Here is an 18,455-nt window from a genome sequence, read left to right as displayed (position 1 = left end):
AGATGTGTATAAGAGACAGGCGTTGGCCGCCGCCAGTGACGCGCCGCGCGCCAGCGCCATCTCGGGTTCCTCGGGCGTGGTCACCGACAGCGACGTCACCGCTTCGAGCGCCGGCTTGATGTACGGGATGTCGACGTCCGAGCCCACCAGGAACAACCCGTCCGGGCGCGCCCTCATCGATTCGGCGCCGGAGACCATCGCGGCCAGTTTCGCCAGCGCCGCCTCGTCGCTGCTGGGCAACGGATGCCGGCGCACATCGGCCACCGACCCATCGGCGGTGTCGACGACGGCCAGCGTCGCGGTGCTGGGCTCGACCAGCAGCAGCGCGGTACGCGCGCAATTGGTCGCGCTGCCCGCCGCCTGAGCCAGTGCCGCCGCGGCCATGACCGTCGACACCAGCATGACGTTCTCGATTTTGCGTGCCGCCAACGCATTTCGCAGCGCGGCCGCCTCGGCCGCATCGGTCCAGGTCACTCCGCTCGATTTCAGCTGATAACCGCCCTGGGCCGCGCTCTCCCGCGTGCCGAGAATCGCGGCGACCACGCGGTCCGCCGCCGCGACCGCCGTCGTCTGATCGGTGAGGCGGAAGTCGTCCTGGTCGACGGTCACCCCACCGGCAGCCTCGCCTTCGACGAGCACCATGCGGACCGTCTCAGGCGCCATGGACACGCCAAGTACGACGTCCACCGCTCCTCCAAATCAATTGCCGTGCCCGTGCGACGACACCTGCGCTGCCGGGGCTTAGTCACTTCGAGAATCGGCCGGATGACTTTCGCAGCTCGGCCGCGCCACCCCCAAGTCGCCACCCTAGCGCGCGAAGATGGGTGCGCCCGGGCCTCGCGAGGGGGCTACTTGTGTCCCCCGCCGCCACCGCCGCTGTGGCCACCGCCACCGCCACCGCCGCCGAAGCCGCCACCGCTGTGGCCGCCGCCACCCAGGCCGCCACCACCACCAAGGCCGCCACCACCAAGGCCACCGCCACTGTGGCCGCCGCCGAAGCCGCCAGCGCCGGGAGCGCCGATACCACCGCCGGGTCCGCCGACGACGGGCCCGCCGCCGAACAGGCCACCAGGCCCGGAGGGTGCACCGCCGCCCGAACCCGGGGTCGGAACGTGTCCGCCGCCCAATCCGCCCGGCCCGCCAGCCGGGGGTGAAACGTGTCCGCCCCCGAGGCCACCGTCACCGGGGGGTGAGACGTGTCCGCCGCCCAATCCGCCCGGCCCGCCAGCCGGGGGTGAAACGTGTCCGCCCCCGAGGCCACCGTCACCGGGGGGTGAGACGTGTCCGCCGCCCAATCCGCCCGGCCCGCCAGCCGGGGGTGAAACGTGTCCGCCCCCGAGGCCACCGTCACCGGGGGGTGAGACGTGTCCGCCGCCCAATCCGCCCGGCCCGCCAGCCGGGGGTGAAACGTGTCCGCCCCCGAGGCCACCGTCACCGGGGGGCGGGACGTGTCCGCCCCCGAGGCCACCGGGGCCCGAACCGGGGGGTGGCACATGCCCACCACTGGAACCGCCCGGGCCCGAGCCGGGCGGCGGCACATGCCCACCGGTGGAACCGCCGGAGCCCTCGGGGACCGGCGACGTGCCTTGCCCCGGAGGCGTCTGGTGAGGCGGCGACTGCGGTGGCGGAAGATGCACCGGCGGCTGGGGCAACACCGGCTGCGGGGGCGACACGTGCGGCGGAGCCTGGATGACCGGCGGGCTTATTACGACTGGGTTGGGCACGCGGATCGGCGGCACGATAACCGGCACCAGCGGCGGAATCACGACGGGGACCGGCGCCGGAGCGGGCGCCGCGAGCATGGGAGGCGCCGCGGGAACCGGAGGGGCTGCGGGCGGCGCCGCCGGCAGCGGCGCGGCAAACTGCGGAGTCATCGGCTTGGGCGCCGCCACGGGCTCCGGCAGGCTGAGCTTCTGCGCCGGGGCCGACGCCTCAACGGGCGCGGGCGGCTCTTGTGTCGGGACGATGAGATGTTGGCCGGGCGTGGGCTGCAAAGCGACGGTGCCGGTCGCGCGGATGCCGATCGCCAACGCGATCTCGAGCGCCAACACCGCGCTGATGCCGGCGACCGCCAACCCGCTGCCGACCAGCAGGGCCGGCCTGCGCCGCGATTGGCTTTCTTCGGGCATGAAGAGCTTTTCGATGACGACGGTCGGCGAGTCAGCGTCCTCGTCAGGCACCGCGCTGTAGGCGAGCTCGTCGTCCCCGGGCTCCGGCCCGAATGGCGCGTAGAGGTATTCGGGCAGCGAGTGCTGGTCGACGGCACCGGTGCCGGGGTCCTGCGCGTAGGCCAGCGCGGCGGTCGACGAGGCGAACAGCGGTGCGTTGGCCGACGCCAGGGCGGCGCCGCGGGCCAGCGCCGTCTCCGGCTCCTCCGGCACGCTCACCGCCAGGGAGGTCGCCGTCTGCAGCGCCGGCTTCAGCGGGCCGATGTCAACGCCGGAGCCCACCACCAGCACGCCGTCCGGCGCCGCTTCCAGCTTCTCCAGCCCGGCGATCATGCCGCCGAGTTGCGCGGCCGCCTGGTCATACGATTCGGCGTAGAGCGGTTGCTTGTAGACGTCGGGGATGGACCCGTCGGAGGTCTCGACGACCGCCAGCGTCGCGGTGTCGGGCTCCACGAACATCACCGCGGTTCGCTCGTAACCCATTGCCCCGCCGACATTTTGGCCCAGCGCAGTTGCGGCCAGGAAGGCCGACACCAGCATGACGTGCTCGATGCGGTGGGCGGTCAGCGCGTCGTGCAATGCCGCCGCTTCGAGCTGGTCGGTCCATGTCACGCCGATGGAAGACACCTCGAGGCCGGCTTCGGCCGCGCCCTCGCGGGTGCCCAGGATGGCGGCGAGCACTTGATCCGGCGCGCTCGCGGTGGCCGCTTCGTCGGCGGCGGCGACGTCGAAAACGTCCTCTTCCACCGTGGCACCGTCGGCGTATTCGCCTTCGAGGACAACCATTTGGATTGATGCCGGTGCCATCGACACCCCGAGCACGATATCCAAGACAACCCCTCCAGAGGTATTGCGAGACGAACCATGGTCAGGCGGAGGAAAAAACCACGGCTATCTAAGTATCGCGCAGAAAGTAGGCGCGGGAGCGCCTCAGAACCTATGTAGTCCTTATGAAGTTCTGATAGGAGCGCGACGGCGTAGGTCCTCGCTGGCCCTGGTACTTCGAACCTACTTGGGAACTGCCGTAAGGGTGTTCGGCCGGACTGGTCAACCGCAGGATGCACAGCTGACCGATCTTCATGCCGGGCCACAGCGTGATCGGCAGGTTGGCGACGTTGGAGAGCTCCAGCGTGATGTGACCGCTGAAGCCGGGATCGATGAAGCCGGCCGTTGAGTGCGTCAGCAGACCCAGCCGGCCCAGCGACGACTTGCCTTCCAGCCGGCCCGCGAGGTCCTCGGGCAGGGTGAACAACTCGAGCGTGGACCCGAGCACGAACTCCCCCGGGTGCAGCACGAACGGCTCGCCCTCCACGGGTTCGACCAACGTCGTCAGCTCGTCCTGCTGCTTGGCGGGGTCGATGTGGGTGTACCGGGTGTTGTTGAACACCCGGAACATGCAGTCCAGGCGGACGTCGATGCTGGACGGCTGCACCAAGGCGTCGTCGTAGGGGTCGATGCCCAACCGGCCGGCGGTGATTTCGGCCCTGAGATCACGATCGGAGAGCAGCACGCGACGAGCCTATCCGCTGCTTGCCGTCGGCCGTTCAGTCGGCGAGGTACATCTCCCCGCCCTTGGGATATCCGCCGCCCGTGGTCGTGACGTGGACGTGGTCATAGTGACCCAGCCTGCTTGGTTGTGCCCCGCCGGGCGTGTAATAGACGCCGCGCCAGATCGCGTCCTGGATCCCGAAGCGGCGCGCGTTCTTCATCACGTACGCGACGATCTCGTTGCCCAGCGCGATGCCCTCGGCGCTCTGCGGGTCGGGGATCATCACGTCCAGTGCCAGACCGAGCGGATGCCAGGGCAGCGGATCGGGCCGCACGCCGCCGATCTCATGGATCTCGGGGAACGTCGCGCTGATGCTGCGGGAGACCTGGATCGTTCTCACCTGCAGGCCCTGTTCCGGGGCGAGCCCGGCGGGCAGGAAGCGCGATCTCGTGTGGTACCTCGATGCCGCGACGGGCTCGGCCATGCCGTCGCCGCGCGACACATCCGACGCGAGCACAATCGCAGTCGGCTTCGCCGCCACGAGTTCTAGGCAACACGGACCGGTGTCACCAATAACGGGGACGGGGTCGTGCCGAGGGACGAATGGGCCGCCATCTCCCGCCGCCGCGAAGAATGCTGCGGCAGGGGCCAGCAGCCCTGCCAGCAGCAGCGGTGATTTACGCCGCTTCTTGGCTAATCGGTGCCGACCCACCCAAGGCACATTACGACAAGATCACGAAAGAATAAACATCGGTTCTGGAATTCGCGGGTCAGCGGCCATTCCTCGCCGGAGGACATTCGCCACGGGCATGGCGGCGACGCCTTGGCCGCATCCCGGCGGACTACTCGCCCAACGGATCTGCCGCCGGATGCTAGCCTTCGTTGTCGACAGCGCCGATGTAGTTCAATGGCAGAACATCAGCTTCCCAAGCTGAATACGCGGGTTCGATTCCCGTCATCGGCTCCACACCTAGCAGCACGAACCGGCATCGTCGCCCGCCCGCTGGGGGCGGAGGTCCCGTAAACGGTCCCGTACATGGCGTCTCTGCGCCGGCCCTCGTCCGATTTCCTGTTAGCATGTTGACAGGCTCGCTCTGGAAGTTACGGAGGGGCCGGTGCAAAGTGCAGACAAGGTCAATAGGCGCTGGATCATAGGCGCAATGACGGAGCAAAGTGCACGGGCGAAGCACGACCCGGAAATAGTGCGGTTGAGCCCATCTTGAACGACCAGTAGTTCTCCATTGGCAGACCTCGGCGGTCCGGGACGCTGAGTGACAGCTATGGAGGTGAGCCGTGCTCGGCGCTTCTTTTTCGGTCGCTCAAGTCATCCTTGGCGGCTTGGCAATCTGGCTTCTGTATTGCTTCATCACGTCCGTATTGCACGGCCCCGACAAGGGTGCGCGGGTCATTCGAGCTGCCGGACAGTACTTTCCGCTGCGGCCGAGGCTGCCGAGGAGGTGGAAGCGGCGACGTACTCGCTAGTCAGCCAGCCCGGCGGACAAGCGCTTGGGCCGCGTCGCCTCGCGGTCCACCGACGCGTGGCTTCGCCGGAGCCGCGGCAAAGTGTGATAGGCCTGCTTAGGGCGGATTAGCTGGAAAAAGTGGGGGCCAACGATGGCGCAATACGGGTTCAAGGTTTTTAAGGCCGAGCGCATGAACGGGACCGGGTACACCCCTGTGCCGTTCGTTGACCCAAATTGGGGCGACTTTGTAGATCACCTCGACCGCTCTTACCAAGGTCAGCGAGGCCGCAAATGGCACGAGAATCCACGCGACGCATTCGATAAGGACGGCAAGCCCATCCCGCTCGACCCCAACAGTCGCATTGTTCGCCTCGACTGGGTCGAGCGGTCGGGTATGTCGGTGTTCTTCGGCCTCTCCTCGGGAAAGAACGACGGCTTCAGAGACGCGATGAGCGCCGAGGAAGGAGCACCTGATCAGTCCATCCAGCATCTCGCACCCCGCCGTCAATACCGTGGGGTATTCACGCTGCCTCCCAACGAGACCGAGGGCGTTCTCGCCCTTGAGGTCATCTCGCGCTCCTGCCCGGTCGTCACGCTCCGCCAGTGGAGCAGCCGCTGGTCGGAGGAACTAGTAAAGGCGGATGCGAAGCAGAACAAGACCTCGAAACATTGTCGGATGAAGTTCGAGCAACTGACCGACAGCGGCCAGGTGACTTCTTTATTGAGTGGTGGCGAGCCTCAAGAGATCGTGTTGATCGAACACCAGTCGCCTGGCAACGGACTGCCTGATGTCGTTCAGTATCGGTTAACGGCACCCGTGCGCCAGAAAACGACGGTCATGCAGACTGTGAAGAACTGGGTAGTCGGCGGGGATGGCGGGAAGGTCAGCAAGGCCGATGGGATTGCACAAGCGCGCGCGTTAGTGGGACCCGAGGTCGCCCATGTTGATTTTGACGACTGCTATGTCTCTGTGAAGCATGAAGGGCAGACCCAACATGTCCGACCTGACGCCTACAGTGAGTTATTCACGTACGACAACAGGACCGAGCAGCGCGAGACCGATGAATACTTCCGAAAGGTGAACGAGAAGCTCGCTTCCTTGGGGTTGGCGCGAACGATGAGCCTAGACTTGACGAACTGGCCGACAGGCCTGCCGAAGCTCCTCGCCGCGACGGCCTAACGTCACGTGCTGACCGCTGCAAGGGGGATGCCATGACTGCACGGATGAATCCCATGCCTGTCCTCCGAGCGCATGCACGCACGCTGGCCAACGGCAGCAGCACCGACTGGCTCGCCCGAACCATAATGTGGGCAGTTCCGGTAAGCGTTGGCGTCACCGCTTACGTCGTGGCGTGGCGGTTCACAGCGCCCGCTGCTGTACTGTCTGGCGTTGCCCTCCTGATGGGTGGTCTGCTTAGTACCGCTGGTGTGCTTTCGACTCTCCGTCTGAAACTCACTGATCGCGACGAGACTCATAAAGCAGCTGAGGAAGCCAAGCGCAACCTGGACGAAGCCGTCCCGCACGTGCTCACGGCTGCCTTGGCATGCCTCGCGTCAGCGGTACTGATCATTGTCGCGATGAATTTCCCGCTCGCCGTGGGTGATCCGACTATTAATCGGGGGTTCAGCTGCGCAATTGCGGCGGCGCTCACCTTCGTCGCTGCACTTTTCGTGGCCACTATAATTCGGCTCTACGCGGCGTACGTCCAGGTTAATAGGGTGCCGAAGCAACTCGACGGATTCGTTCGGCACGGATCTCTCTAAGCGCGCACCGTAGCGCCATCACCCCTAGCCGTGTAGCTGTATCACGTTGTCTGCCTTGGTAGTCGGCGTTGCTAGCGCACCAAGCGCGGCCATGTTGCTCGTGTGGTCGTCGGTATTGATCAGGTGGGCGTAGACGGTGAGCGTCGTCTTCACATCCCGGTGCCCCATCAGCTCCGCGATGTCGATAGGCCGAATCCCCGCCGCGATGCACAGCGACGCATACGTGTGCCGCAGTGAATGGCTCGTTCCAGCTTGTGCACGAACGTATTCTCCAACGCCATACGCTCATCCCAGGTTGGCCGGCGGATCACCGGCATCGCCAGGGGCTGGCTGAGCGGATCCAACCACTCGTCGACATATTGCCGACACCAGGCCAACCATTCGGCAGCCGCGTCGCGCCGGGTGCCATGGCTCATCGCGTCGACGGTTGCCTTCATCGTGTCCAAGAACTCGCGGAGTTCCCCTGCCTCGCGCCAGGCTGCGTGCTGCCTGCGGAGTGTCTCGGCCCGGACATTCTCAGCGTGCTTAATTTCAGCGAGCCGCTCGGCTTCCTCACGGATCCTCTGGCGCTCGATCTCCTGACGCCGTTCAGCCTCCTTGTGTTCCGCGTCAATCACTGCCCAGCGTTCAAATGTTGTCATCACGTCGGGTAGTCGGTGTTCAAGCGGCAGTGTCTTTGACTCCGGCCACGTGATCTTCGAAGAGAAGCGACTACAGGTATCCAATGCAATGCTCAGGCGGTCTGCCGGCACATAGTCATACCTCGGCGGCGGCCAGGAGTACTTCTTGTCTCTTTCGAGTTCTTCGCGCGTCGGCGGGTGAGGCACCCTCGCCTTGGGCTGCAAGATATCGATCGAGCATTCAACCCCTTCGACTGTGAGGATCAAATCACCAACCAACCGGCTCGGATCTTCGATGTAGCCGTGGACGTTGCGGTTCGGCAGGCGTACCGAGTGCCCCCGCGCCTCGGCTTCCCGCGCGACCGCATGAAGCAGTCTAAAAGCTCTATCGCGCAATGATTTATCGATGGAGTCGAGCCGCTTCTCGGTGCGCAGTGTTGCCACCGCCGGGTGCCATCGCCCAACCCGCTCGGCACTTACAACATCAGTCGCAGGCGTGGTCTTCCAATCCGACACCGATGACAACCGCAGGACGATGTCACCATATCTAGCGCCGTCGATCAGGATTATTTGCTGGCCGTCGGGCGCCATCCTCCGACGGTTGATGATTCCGACGAGACTGTTGTAGCTCGTTTTGTCGTCTCTGATGTCACGCTCAAGGATGCCTCCGGCATCGATGATGTCTTTCAACAATTTTCGCGTCGGCGTAAGTCCGTCAGGTGGGGCCGGCTTCGGTGGATGAGTTGCCGCTGGCGGCGAAACCACGGGCGAATAGCTCAGACGCTGCGGCGCATCGGGCACCGCCACCGCGGCCGACTCTCCTGTCGAAGCGCGCCTCCGTCGTGCCTGCCAGTGTCCGGGCGGGTATTTACCCTGCTCGACGTAGTGCACACCGGCGGGAAGGATCTTCGCGCTCCACACTCCGCGCCGTCTACAGACCTCGACGAGACGACGGCTCTGAAGTGCAACTGCGACGGATTTGTAGGTAAAGTCAGCCCATCGGCCATCTGGGCAGCCCTCATGAATCCAACGCAAGACTTCGAGTTGTCGCACATTCAGCGGACTATTAGGCGGCACGCTGATATTCGATCACGCATAGCCGCGCTTGGCGGGGCAGACCGGATCGTGAAAGGGCCGCCTGCACCGGAACCCGGTGGCGGCTGTTGCGCGGTCTAAACATTGCATCCTTGCTACAGGTGAGCAGGCTGCCGGTAAACTCCCGGTAGGTGAGAAGGAGGCGCACCTCCGACGGTCTAGAGGCCGTCCAAGGTCCTTAGTCGTAAACCATTACCTCCCACTTCAATTCGTCCCACGTCTCGGCGCGAACTACGCGAGCAGCAGAATCGGTCAGCTCGCTCGCAACTTCGACACACAGGAAGTAGGTGACGCCGCTGATGGTCAGGGCGATTTGGTCCCATTCGCGCGCAAGCTCCTTCACTTCAATGAAGCGCGGCTTACCTGGCTTATCCGCGACGTGAGACAGTGTGTTCCGCTGATCCGCAAACGATGCGAAATGCCGACTTATCCTATTCCCGAGGTGATCTGGCGCTGCGTGACGAACTTCGATGATCAGATCCCGAATCGCGGCTGCGCCGTTTTCCGCTTCCGGCCTGAGCCCTTCCGCAAGACCTGTGCCGCGCCAGAACGTGGCGGTTCCCATCATCTCCGGCCAAGGGGACGTGAAGCGCTCTAGTTGAAGGACATGCTCAACGAGTCCCTCATATGCGGCTCGCACGTTGACGTCTGCCGGTAGGTACGCCGGAGCAACCGGTAGCTCTTGATCAATGTTGCCGAGCACCATTCCAAGCGTCCAGCCGATTATTACTGGACGCCATTGCGATGGAAGGTCCACGGGCCGAGGATGGACTTCGGTGAAGGCGCGCTCCGTCACGCGTTGCCTCAGCTCAAATCCGATGTCATAGCTTGATCCAGTCTGACGAAGTCCAGCGAGAATCCAGCTCGCCAAGACCGAATGTTCAGCGCCGTGGGCGATGTAGTCGCTGATATCGGTTGCGGTTGTGCCGAGCGAATTCCACTTCGCTTCATACGTCTCCGCCGCCTCTTCAAGCCACGAGTGCTCGAGTCCTACTTGATCCAAACGTTCATCGAGTGTGTCCGCTCTCTCATTATCCGCGGCTAGCAATCGGTATAACTCCGCGAATACAAGCGGCGATAGCTCGCATCTTAGGTCCACAAGACTCGCTCCAGCTGATCCGCCAGATGTATGGGCACAGCCGGTTCCGTCGAGCCTTGCAAGGCCTCTTCGGGAACTGGCAGGCGAGCCAGCGCCTGCTTCCCAAGGCTTGGTACCGTCACGCCAGTCAAAAAGATCCTTCTTAGCCCGTACCCCGTCTCTCCGTTGAGAAACTGGACGAGACCCGACGCCTGGGCCCGATCACGAAGTCGCAAAAGAAAGAGGTTGTGGTCGACAGCCGTCCGGTCACTCGCTAGTGCAGCGTGTGGCCGAGCCCCCACTGCGGCCACGAACACATCCCCCGGTGTTGCCACGGTCTGCGTAGGCTCGGTCGGCGATACCCAGCGGCGTATCGGCTTTCCCTGGATCGCAGCTATGTCGGTCACCGGCAGAAGGCCAACCGCCGGCTCGTCCTTGATGGCCCCGCGGGGCGTATGGCGGCCCCGAACGATCTCGCGACATAGCTCCCCCAAGGGTATGCCGCTGTTGAAGATCTCACGATCAGGTGTTGCGAGAGCTAGATTCCAATCCACAACTCGAAGGTCCTCGGTTCGCCACCAAGTTCCAGCTGCTTCCTCCTCCGGACGATGAGTTTGCCTCTCAATCTCCTCTAGGGGTGCCCTTCGTCGTGCGATTTGCCTTGCCGACGGCCAGGGAATCTCGATATCCAGTAGGCGCCCGCGGGTCACGGAGGTGGACGTAACGCCCGTTGCGAAATGCTGCCGAAATCTCCGACCCGACCGACTGTTGAGAACCCCCCAAATCCAGAGGGCCGAATCTGGATCAGCTCGAAGTGCGAGAAATTGCGAAGACACCAGCGCTCCGAGCAGGTCCGAACCGATCAGGAGCACTGGAGAGTTAGGATTCCGAGGCAGCAGAAGGTCGCCAAAGCTAAGCCCGGGCCCCGCGGCCCTCACTTGAAACACCGGTCCCCGATACTTGCGGCTCCGCCGACGTATCCCGCCGCCGATGGAATCAAGTCCGGTCGGCGTGATTACCGGTGGTCCTGCATCTGCCCAGCTATCCGTGGGCACAACCGTAACGACGTCGCGGAGCGCAACAATTGTTGCCTTGGTGGTAGGCCACGTAAAGCTCTCAGCGGTTAATCGGCCTAGATCCCAGTCTTTCTCAAGCGCGAGCCTGACGAAGGCGGTTGTCATCGACGCCCGCCACGCTGGTTGATGTGGTTTAGCGCCGCTTCAAGCGCAGCGCCTCCCGGTGCCAACTGACTCTCCCAATCTTCACCAAGTTGCGCGACAAATGTCTCGGTAGGCGGCGCCTTCTCAATAACCATAATGATTGAGGCCAAGCCGAAGCCTGGCACCGATCCCGGGGGACAGCCAATAAGCACAGCCACACGAAAACTGTTCGCGAGGTAGTTGCGGTAACGCTCCCCGTTGCGGCGGAATGTGAAGCCTGGGGCAATTTGCACTACCGCTCGCCCACCCTCCGCTAGTTGGCGTACCAGACAATCAACGGCCGCGAAATCACCGTCGCGTGTCATGGTTCCATCCAGTAGTTCGTACGGCTCACTTCGATTCAGCTTCAGACTCATGGGAGGCGCGGACACTGCGCAGTTGAAAAGCCGCGATTCGTGTGGATCCGACATTTCGGTCTCGCTTAGTGTTTCAACCGTGAACGCGTCGACGTTATAAATCTGAACATCGATAGGAGCAGCACGGGCGATGGAGCGCGCAAGCTCTACCATTCGATAATTGAGATCGAGGCCGACCGCCGAGACCAAGCCTGATCCGATGTCACGTGAATGGTCGATCGACTCCCACAGAAACGATCCCGTCCCACAGAACGGATCGAAAACTTCGTTGTCGAGTTTGCTACCTGCCAGGTGCGCAACGGCTTTCGCAATCACGGGATGACTCGTATAAATGCCTGCTTCCCGTCCTCGGCGAGCGAAGCCCACGAGGGCACGCCGTCGCGCTTCCCACAGCACCTCGCGGCTTGCGGGCAACACTGTCCCCGTGGCGGTCTCAATACCGTCGATTCTTAGTTCGGTCGACTGGCCGACATCAAATCTCAAAGCGCCATAAGCATCCGCCGATTTGTCGTAGGGACTTTGTGTCTGCGCCCAACGCCAAAGCTGCTCTGTCAAAAGCGTTGTTGCCAAGTCGACGTCGTCCAATTCGCCCTTACCGCCGTATCGAGGTGGGATGGGGCCGTCGACACGAGTGAACTTGCGCAAGCCTGTATCTGCTTGATACCAAACATCTTGCAGCACGACGTAATGATCGACTGTTCCGAATGTATCGCGGCTCCTTGCGAGTTGGGGAAGCGCAACCTCCGGCGGGAGCATTACCGACCGGTTCTTGATCTCGACCACTGCCCAGGGCACAAGCTTCCCGTCCGGGTCCGCAGCCCATGCCAGAACATCGGGTCGAAAGGTCGAATTCGACTTCGACGGAGGCGATTTGTTCTGGCCCTTCGGTACATGAGGCTCGTCTTGAATGAACCTGTATCCCGCGCGCTCCAGCGCTCGCCTTACGGAGTCTCTAGCGCTCATGATCCCACCGCCTCGAACCTGTCCGCATTGTTGGCGTACATTTCAGCTTGCTTCTGCAACACCAGCTCGATCGCCGTTTCCTTGCGGTCCGGCGGGTAGTCGTACTTCGCGAGCAGCCAGGCAGATCTTCGAGCGCATGGCTGCCTTCACGCTGTCCGTCAGATTCCAGTCGATAGTTGCGCGTGATCGGACAGCCGTCACTAACTCGTGTGCGATTTTCTTGGGAGTTTCGCCGTCCATCTCCAGCACGGCGGCAGCGTTGCGGCTAGTCATCAACTTTCTCTCCGCCTGAGCTCAGTCCAAAGAAGCGCTCGAAAAACGCGCCGAGCTTGGTTAGGACGCGCTGCTTCTTCTCGCCATGGCCACCTCCAGCTGCGAAGCGAGTAACGGGCGGAAGCACTTTGGTGATTGCTGTCCCCGTCGTCGGGATGGCGCCATCGCGGAAGGCAGTCTCGACGAACTTGCGCGTTTCCTCTGGCTTGAGACCCTCTTCATCAATGATTCGATTGAGCTCCTCGGCCTTCTTGGCAGCGACGTATCCGCGCCACTCCTCGTCAATCTCACCGGTGGCCGAGATTGAGTCGACGAAGTCCTCGATGAGGTCTTTCTTGTTGCGCAGGCTCGGGCTGGCGTCGACAGCCCGGCTGATCTCCGCGCGGACTTCCTTGGCTGCGGCGTGGCCGTCGTCGCCGTGCACCTCGCGATACTTCTGGACGAGCATCAAGATGTAATCGACGTTGATTTCGACCTGCTTGATGAGCTCGATCTCGAAGACGACATCATCGATGATCGACTCTTTGTCGGCGTCCGCGTCCTTGCGGAACTCGGCGTAGAGGTCAAGGTAGACGCTGCGGTAGTCCTGACTTTGGCGCTGGGTGAGTATTTCGTTGCCGGCGAATTCATCGAATGACGTCAGGATGTTCTGTAGTCGCAGAATCTGACCAAACAGGGCGATGAACGCCTTCTGCGCGGTCTCGCCAACGATCTGCTGCCCCAGCGGGAACTGTTGCAGCAGTTCGGTGACTTTGTCGGCGTACTCGTCGTAGTACTCTGCGTACGGCTTGAGCAACACGATGCCGCCCGCGTCTTTGTTGCCGAAGAGCGCGATGGCGTCGTTAGTCTCTTCCTCCAGGTCACGGAAGCTAATGATGTTGCCGTATGTCTTGACCGAGTTCAGGATTCGGTTGGTGCGCGAGTAGGCCTGGATCAGGCCGTGGGCGCGCAGGTTCTTGTCGACCCACAGTGTGTTGAGCGTCGTAGCGTCGAAACCGGTGAGGAACATGTTGACCACGATGACGACGTCGATCTCGCGGTTCTTCAGCCGGAGCGACAAGTCTTTGTAGTAGTTCTGAAACTTGTCAGACGAGGTGTCGAAACTCGTGCCGAAGTATGCGTTGTAGTCCTTGATCGCGCCTTCTAGGAAGTCACGCGAAGGTTTGTCGAGAACGTCGGTCTCGAAGCCTTCTTCCTCTAGCGCACCGTCCTCGACGGCCTCGTTGGAAGCGAACGAATAGATCAGGCCAACCTTCAAGCGGCGACCCTCTGGCAGTGACTCCTGCTGCTTCTTGAACTCGCTGTAGTAGGTCTTGGCAGCATCGATCGAGGCTGTCGCGAACAGAGCATTGAAGCCGTGCACGCGACGCTCACGGAGCGAATAGTGCTCACTGCGCCTGGTCTTCTGGTCGAAGTGGTTGAGCGTGTACTCGACAACCTGGCGCACGCGCTCAGGTGCCAGCAGTGCCTTCTCGGTGTCGATGGCCGACACCTGCTTGTCCGTGATACCGGCTGGCATCTTCACTGTATTGACGTAGTCGATGCGGAACGGCAGCACGTTCTTGTCGTTGATGGCGTCGACGATGGTGTAAGTGTGTGCCGCTGTCGAGTGCCGCTCAGGCGCGCAGTTGCGCGGATCGCCGTGCCAGTAGCAGCCGAACGCTTGGGGCGTCGTGCGCAGCTGCACGTTGCCGCCAGTTCCGGCGTTCACGGCGAAGATCGGCGTGCCGGTGAAGCCAAAGAGGTTGTAGCGCTTGAATGCCTTGGTGATTGCCGTGTGCATGTCGCCGAACTGCGACCGGTGGCACTCGTCGAAGATGATTACGACATGACCGCCAAAGATCTCGTGCCCCTTGTTGGCCGCGATGAAACCAGAGAGCTTCTGAATCGTCGTGACGATGATCTTGCGGTTGACGAGTATCTCGTTGCCACGCTTGCCTAGCACCGCGCCCACCGGAAGGGAGAGCTGCTTCTTGAGCGCGGAGGTGTTCTTACTGGTGTTGACAGCGCCCGGCGAGAAACGCTCGTACTCCTTCATCGTTTGGTAGTCGAGATCCTTGCGGTCGACTACGAACAGGACTCGTTCCACGTGATCAAGCTGCGCGGCCAGCTGCGCAGTCTTGAATGAGGTCAGCGTCTTGCCAGAACCAGTGGTGTGCCAAACGTAGCCACCGGCAGCCAAAGTGCCGAGTTGCCTGTAGTTGGTCGAGATGTCGATCTTCCGCAAGATGCGTTCAGTAGCCAAGATCTGATACGGGCGCATGACGAGCAGCAGCCGATCAGCAGTAAGGACGCAGTACTTGGTCAGGATGTTCAGTAGCGTGTGGCGGGCGAAGAACGTGGCCGCAAATGCCGTGAGGTCTTGGATTGGCTTGTTGGTGGCGTCTGCCCACCACGATGTGAACTCAAACGAGTTGCTGGTCTTCTTGGCCTTCTTGCTGCCGGCGGCCTCGTTGATGTGCTCCCGCCGAGTGGTGTTGCTGTAGTACTTGGTATGTGTGCCATTGCTGATAACGAACAGCTGCACGTAGCCGAAAAGCCCTGAACCAGCCCAAAAACTGTCGCGTTGGTAGCGATTTATTTGGTTGAACGCTTCACGGATAGCCACACCGCGCCTCTTAAGCTCGATGTGTACCATCGGCAGGCCGTTGACGAGAACCGTGACGTCATAGCGGTTGGCGTACTTGGCGCCGCCCTCGCCCTGACCGACCTCGTACTGGTTGATGACCTGCAGGCGGTTGTTGTGGACGTTTTGCTTGTCGATTAGTTTGATGTTCTTGCTTGAGCCGTCGTCACGGGTCAGTAGTTGGACATAGTCCTCTTGGACGCGAATCGTCTTCTCGGTGATACCTTCTCCCTCACCGGCAATCCGCTGCTTGAAAAACTGCTCCCACTCGGTGTCGGTGAACGTGATGCCGTTCAGCACCTCAAGTTGCGTCCGCAGATTGGCAATGAGATCCTGCTCGCTCGTGATCCTCAGGTACTCATATTCTTGCGACTGAAGGATCTTGATGAACTCGCGCTCCAGCTGCGCTTCGGATTGATACTCCGTAGCGGTCTTGGCATCCGGCACAAACTCCGCGACGACCGTGCTCTCGGCAGAGACGGCGATCGGGTCGTAACGGACTGCCTTTGCCTCGGTCATACTGCCAACTCCTCGAATGTGAGCAGGCGATCGCGGTAGTACTCGAATTGCTTGCGACGGGCCTTGAGCTCAGCTGACAGGCTGATGCTGAGTTCGCTCACTGCAGCCTCAAAGGCGTTGAGCTGGCTCGCGATGCGCTTCTGATCCTGAAGCGAAGGAATGGGAATCGACCACTCAAAAAAGGCATTCGACTCGACCGCGGCCATTGATCCGTCCGCCCTTACACATGCGGCGCGGATCTGTTCGCTTGTAACTCGAAGGACTTGATACACATACTCTGCGTCGACCCCATCGCGAGGCGTAAGCGCTTTCACATCCTGGTTAAGAGTCGTCTCAACGGTGGTCATTCCAACTGGCAGTCGGCGACGCAAGATATTCGATCGCATCACAACGACGACGGACGGTGAGGGAACGACGCGCAGGGGAGTTTCCGCTAGCGCAACAGGCGTCACGCGTCCGCGGATCACTCTCCCATCCGACACGCTCACATCCATAGACGCTAGCCACGGGATCGTGCCCGACTCCCAGTAACGTGGGTCTGATTTTGAGGGAGTCATGCCACCACGCCAATTGCCGAGGTCACGAAGCGTCTCGTGCTTTCCATCGATGCCCGAGATAACCCGACTCACAACAAACTCGTACTGTTTCGTCCGCGCCCCCAGCTCGGCGCCAAGCGCGGCTTCCAGATCCATCTCTAATGAACGCAACTCATCAAGCACCCGCACGATCTCGCGCTGCTTCTCAAGCGACGGAAGTGGGATCGGGAAGTTCTTGATTAGCTCGGCATTCAGGTCCGAACGGGCACCTCGGCCGAACGCCTTCAGTTTCTCGTAGTTCGCAGTCACCCAGTGGAAGACATAACGATAGTTGGCCTGTTCGGGATCAACTTCGAGGTTGCAGCAGTGCTGATTTGTCGTGAGCGGAATCTTGTTGATGGCAGCGCGAGCAGCCGTAGCACCGGAGATTGCGACAATCACACAGTTAGCAGGAATCCATTTTGTGGCGGTCTCACGTACCGCCGTCTTGGTGATCTTCACTTCAGTGTCGTAGATATCGCGCCACGCGACTTCCGCGGTACGAAGCCACGGAATGTCACCGCCGTCGTAGTAGTCTCCACGGCCGGCAAGCGGCGTGGCCCCCGACGACACCTTGATACAAATACTCCCCAAGGTTGACCACTTAACGTCACCATCCGTGACCAGCCCATCGATTCGGCTCATAAGGCGCCCTCTAGATTGGCCACGATTGCGCCGATCTGGCTTCGGAGTTCCTGCTGCCGAGCGACGATGTCCGCAATCTCAGCGTTGAGCACAGCAATGTCGACTGCCTCACTCGTGTCTGCTTGTTCGACGTACGACGTGACCGAGATGTTGTAGTTGTTGGCAGCAAGATCGGCGTTCGGCACGAGCTTGGCGAAGTGCTCATCGTCTTGGCGAGCTATGTAGGCGTCGAGGATCTTCTGCTGATTCAACTCGGAAAGCTTGTTCTTATTGCCTGGACGTACCGACTCAGCAGTCGCGTCGATAAACAGGACTGAGTTGTCCTTCTTCGACTTCTTGAGCACGAGGATGCAGGTTGCAATCGTGGTGCCGAAGAACAGGTCTGGCGGCAGCTGAATGACGGCATCGACATAATTGTTGTCGATCAGGTACTTGCGGATCTTCTGCTCTGCACCTCCGCGGTAAAGCACGCCAGGAAACTCGACGATTGCGGCGGTGCCGTTGACCGCCAGCCACGACAGCATGTGCATCGTGAAGGCAAGGTCTGCCTTCGACTTCGGCGCGAGCACACCGGCCGGCGCGTAGCGCGGATCGTTGATAAGCAACGGGTTACTGTCGCCTGCCCACCTTATCGAGTACGGCGGATTACTGACGATCGCCTCGAACGGTTCGTCGTCCCAGTGCTGTGGGTCGATCAATGTGTCACCATGTGCAATGTCGAACTGCTCGTAGTTCACGTCGTGCAAGAACATATTGATCCGAGCCAGGTTGTAGGTCGTCAAGTTGATCTCCTGGCCGAAGAAGCCCTGGTGGACTTTCTCCTTGCCGAGCGCTTTGGCGAACTTCAGCAGGAGTGAGCCAGAACCACAGGCCGGGTCGTAGACCTTATTGACCGATTTCTTGCCCACCACCGTGATGCGAGCCAACAGCTCAGAGACCTCCTGAGGCGTGTAGTACTCACCACCGGACTTGCCCGCGTTGGCGGCATACATCTGCATGAGGTACTCGTAAGCGTCGCCGAACGAGTCGATGGCGTGGTCGTTGAAGTCACCGAGGTTCAGCTCGCCGATGGCGTCCAATAGCTTCACGAGTTTTTCGTTGCGCTTGGCGACGGTGTTACCGAGCTTGGCGCTGTTGACGTCAAGATCGTCGAAGAGGCCCTTGAGATCGTCCTCGCTGTCGGCACCGACGGCCGAACCCTCGATGTTCTTGAACACCTTCTCTAGCGTCTCGTTTAGGTTCTCGTCCTTGTTGGCACGCGTACCGACGTTGGCGAACAGCTCGCTCGGCAGGATGTAGAAGCCCTTCTCCTTGACTGTTTCTTCGCGGCCGAATTCTGCCTCTGCGTCGCTGAGCGCGGCATAGTCGAAGTCGAGCTGTCCGGCTGCACGCTCCTGTTCGTTCAGGTACGCAGTGAGGTTCTCGGAGATAAAGCGGTAAAAGAGCATGCCGAGCACGTAGCTCTTGAAGTCCCAGCCGTCCACGCTGCCACGCAGATCATTGGCGATGCGCCAGATCGTCTTGTGGAGCTCCGCACGCTGAGCCTCCTTTGTCGCTGGAGCCACTACCACGCCACGCACCCGTGCTGTCTTCGCCTGGCG

13 protein-coding genes, 1 tRNA gene and 1 pseudogene are annotated in these 18,455 nt (G+C 61.6%); 3 read left to right on the top strand and 12 right to left on the bottom strand.

The features are described 5' to 3' along the window. The 4 genes and pseudogenes from A5758_RS24440 to A5758_RS24425 all read right to left on the bottom strand — a co-directional run. Positions 1-687, bottom strand: a pseudogene (locus A5758_RS24440) (hypothetical protein); the annotation flags it as partial. A 161-nt stretch (positions 688-848) separates the two neighbouring features. Next, positions 849-2,975: a hypothetical protein gene (locus tag A5758_RS24435; protein WP_231987390.1), complete on the bottom strand. Its 2,127-nt coding sequence runs from the start codon at positions 2,973-2,975 to the stop codon at positions 849-851. A 130-nt stretch (positions 2,976-3,105) separates the two neighbouring features. Further along, positions 3,106-3,678: a dCTP deaminase gene (gene dcd, locus A5758_RS24430; RefSeq protein WP_067745530.1), complete on the bottom strand. Its 573-nt coding sequence runs from the start codon at positions 3,676-3,678 to the stop codon at positions 3,106-3,108. Between the two features lie 34 nt (positions 3,679-3,712). Next, the gene (locus tag A5758_RS24425; protein WP_197504059.1) at positions 3,713-4,369 is read right to left on the bottom strand and encodes a hypothetical protein; all 657 of its coding nucleotides are present in this window, start codon (positions 4,367-4,369) and stop codon (positions 3,713-3,715) included. A 181-nt stretch (positions 4,370-4,550) separates the two neighbouring features. On the opposite strand from A5758_RS24425, the gene A5758_RS24420 reads away from it, so the two are divergent. From A5758_RS24420 to A5758_RS24410, 3 genes are all read left to right on the top strand, one after another. After that, positions 4,551-4,624: transfer RNA gene (locus A5758_RS24420), tRNA-Gly, on the top strand. 647 nt (positions 4,625-5,271) lie between these two features. After that, complete coding sequence (locus A5758_RS24415; protein WP_067745527.1) at positions 5,272-6,300, top strand: hypothetical protein; 1,029 nt, start codon at positions 5,272-5,274, stop codon at positions 6,298-6,300. A 32-nt stretch (positions 6,301-6,332) separates the two neighbouring features. Next, positions 6,333-6,884, top strand: coding sequence for a hypothetical protein (locus A5758_RS24410; RefSeq protein WP_156622777.1), 552 nt, complete (start codon positions 6,333-6,335; stop codon positions 6,882-6,884). 24 nt (positions 6,885-6,908) lie between these two features. On the opposite strand, the gene A5758_RS24405 is transcribed toward A5758_RS24410, so the two are convergent. The 8 genes from A5758_RS24405 to A5758_RS24375 all read right to left on the bottom strand — a co-directional run bounded on the left by A5758_RS24405 (position 6,909) and on the right by A5758_RS24375 (position 18,419). After that, a complete protein-coding gene (locus A5758_RS24405; RefSeq protein ID WP_231987391.1) occupies positions 6,909-7,079 on the bottom strand; it encodes an integrase in 171 nt (56 codons plus the stop codon). Beyond that, complete coding sequence (locus tag A5758_RS24400; protein WP_197504058.1) at positions 7,052-8,425, bottom strand: hypothetical protein; 1,374 nt, start codon at positions 8,423-8,425, stop codon at positions 7,052-7,054. Before A5758_RS24400 ends, A5758_RS24405 begins: the two co-directional genes overlap by 28 nt. A gap of 352 nt (positions 8,426-8,777) precedes the next feature. Continuing rightward, a complete protein-coding gene (locus tag A5758_RS25970) occupies positions 8,778-9,602 on the bottom strand; it encodes a hypothetical protein (protein WP_156622776.1) in 825 nt (274 codons plus the stop codon). Positions 9,603-10,854: 1,252 nt separating this feature from the next. Then, complete coding sequence (locus A5758_RS25530; RefSeq protein ID WP_197504057.1) at positions 10,855-12,036, bottom strand: class I SAM-dependent DNA methyltransferase; 1,182 nt, start codon at positions 12,034-12,036, stop codon at positions 10,855-10,857. 222 nt (positions 12,037-12,258) lie between these two features. Further along, a complete protein-coding gene (locus A5758_RS25525) occupies positions 12,259-12,489 on the bottom strand; it encodes a type I restriction enzyme endonuclease domain-containing protein (protein WP_197504056.1) in 231 nt (76 codons plus the stop codon). Then, positions 12,482-15,634: a type I restriction endonuclease subunit R gene (locus A5758_RS24385; RefSeq protein ID WP_067745510.1), complete on the bottom strand. Its 3,153-nt coding sequence runs from the start codon at positions 15,632-15,634 to the stop codon at positions 12,482-12,484. The genes A5758_RS25525 and A5758_RS24385 overlap by 8 nt, the downstream gene beginning before the upstream one ends. After that, positions 15,631-16,854, bottom strand: a complete 1,224-nt coding sequence (locus A5758_RS26130) for a restriction endonuclease subunit S (RefSeq protein WP_067745502.1) — start codon at positions 16,852-16,854, stop codon at positions 15,631-15,633. The genes A5758_RS24385 and A5758_RS26130 overlap by 4 nt, the downstream gene beginning before the upstream one ends. After that, complete coding sequence (locus A5758_RS24375; RefSeq protein WP_067745552.1) at positions 16,851-18,419, bottom strand: type I restriction-modification system subunit M; 1,569 nt, start codon at positions 18,417-18,419, stop codon at positions 16,851-16,853. Before A5758_RS24375 ends, A5758_RS26130 begins: the two co-directional genes overlap by 4 nt. Between the last annotated feature and the right edge of the window lie 36 nt (positions 18,420-18,455).

The sequence above is a fragment of the Mycobacterium sp. 852014-50255_SCH5639931 genome (assembly GCF_001665605.1).
GTDB classification, from domain to species: domain Bacteria; phylum Actinomycetota; class Actinomycetes; order Mycobacteriales; family Mycobacteriaceae; genus Mycobacterium; species Mycobacterium paraffinicum.
This window is presented reverse-complemented; position numbering and strand designations above follow the sequence as displayed.

What these genes read in the sequence shown, in the direction of transcription:
- A5758_RS24435 (WP_231987390.1), bottom strand. Translation starts at nt 2,975, where the DNA reads ATGGCACCGGCATCAATCCAAATGGTTGTCCTCGAAGGCGAATACGCC.
- A5758_RS24415 (WP_067745527.1), top strand. Translation starts at nt 5,272, where the DNA reads ATGGCGCAATACGGGTTCAAGGTTTTTAAGGCCGAGCGCATGAACGGG.
- A5758_RS24410 (WP_156622777.1), top strand. Translation starts at nt 6,333, where the DNA reads ATGACTGCACGGATGAATCCCATGCCTGTCCTCCGAGCGCATGCACGC.
- A5758_RS25525 (WP_197504056.1), bottom strand. Translation starts at nt 12,489, where the DNA reads ATGACTAGCCGCAACGCTGCCGCCGTGCTGGAGATGGACGGCGAAACT.
- A5758_RS24385 (WP_067745510.1), bottom strand. Translation starts at nt 15,634, where the DNA reads ATGACCGAGGCAAAGGCAGTCCGTTACGACCCGATCGCCGTCTCTGCC.
- A5758_RS26130 (WP_067745502.1), bottom strand. Translation starts at nt 16,854, where the DNA reads ATGAGCCGAATCGATGGGCTGGTCACGGATGGTGACGTTAAGTGGTCA.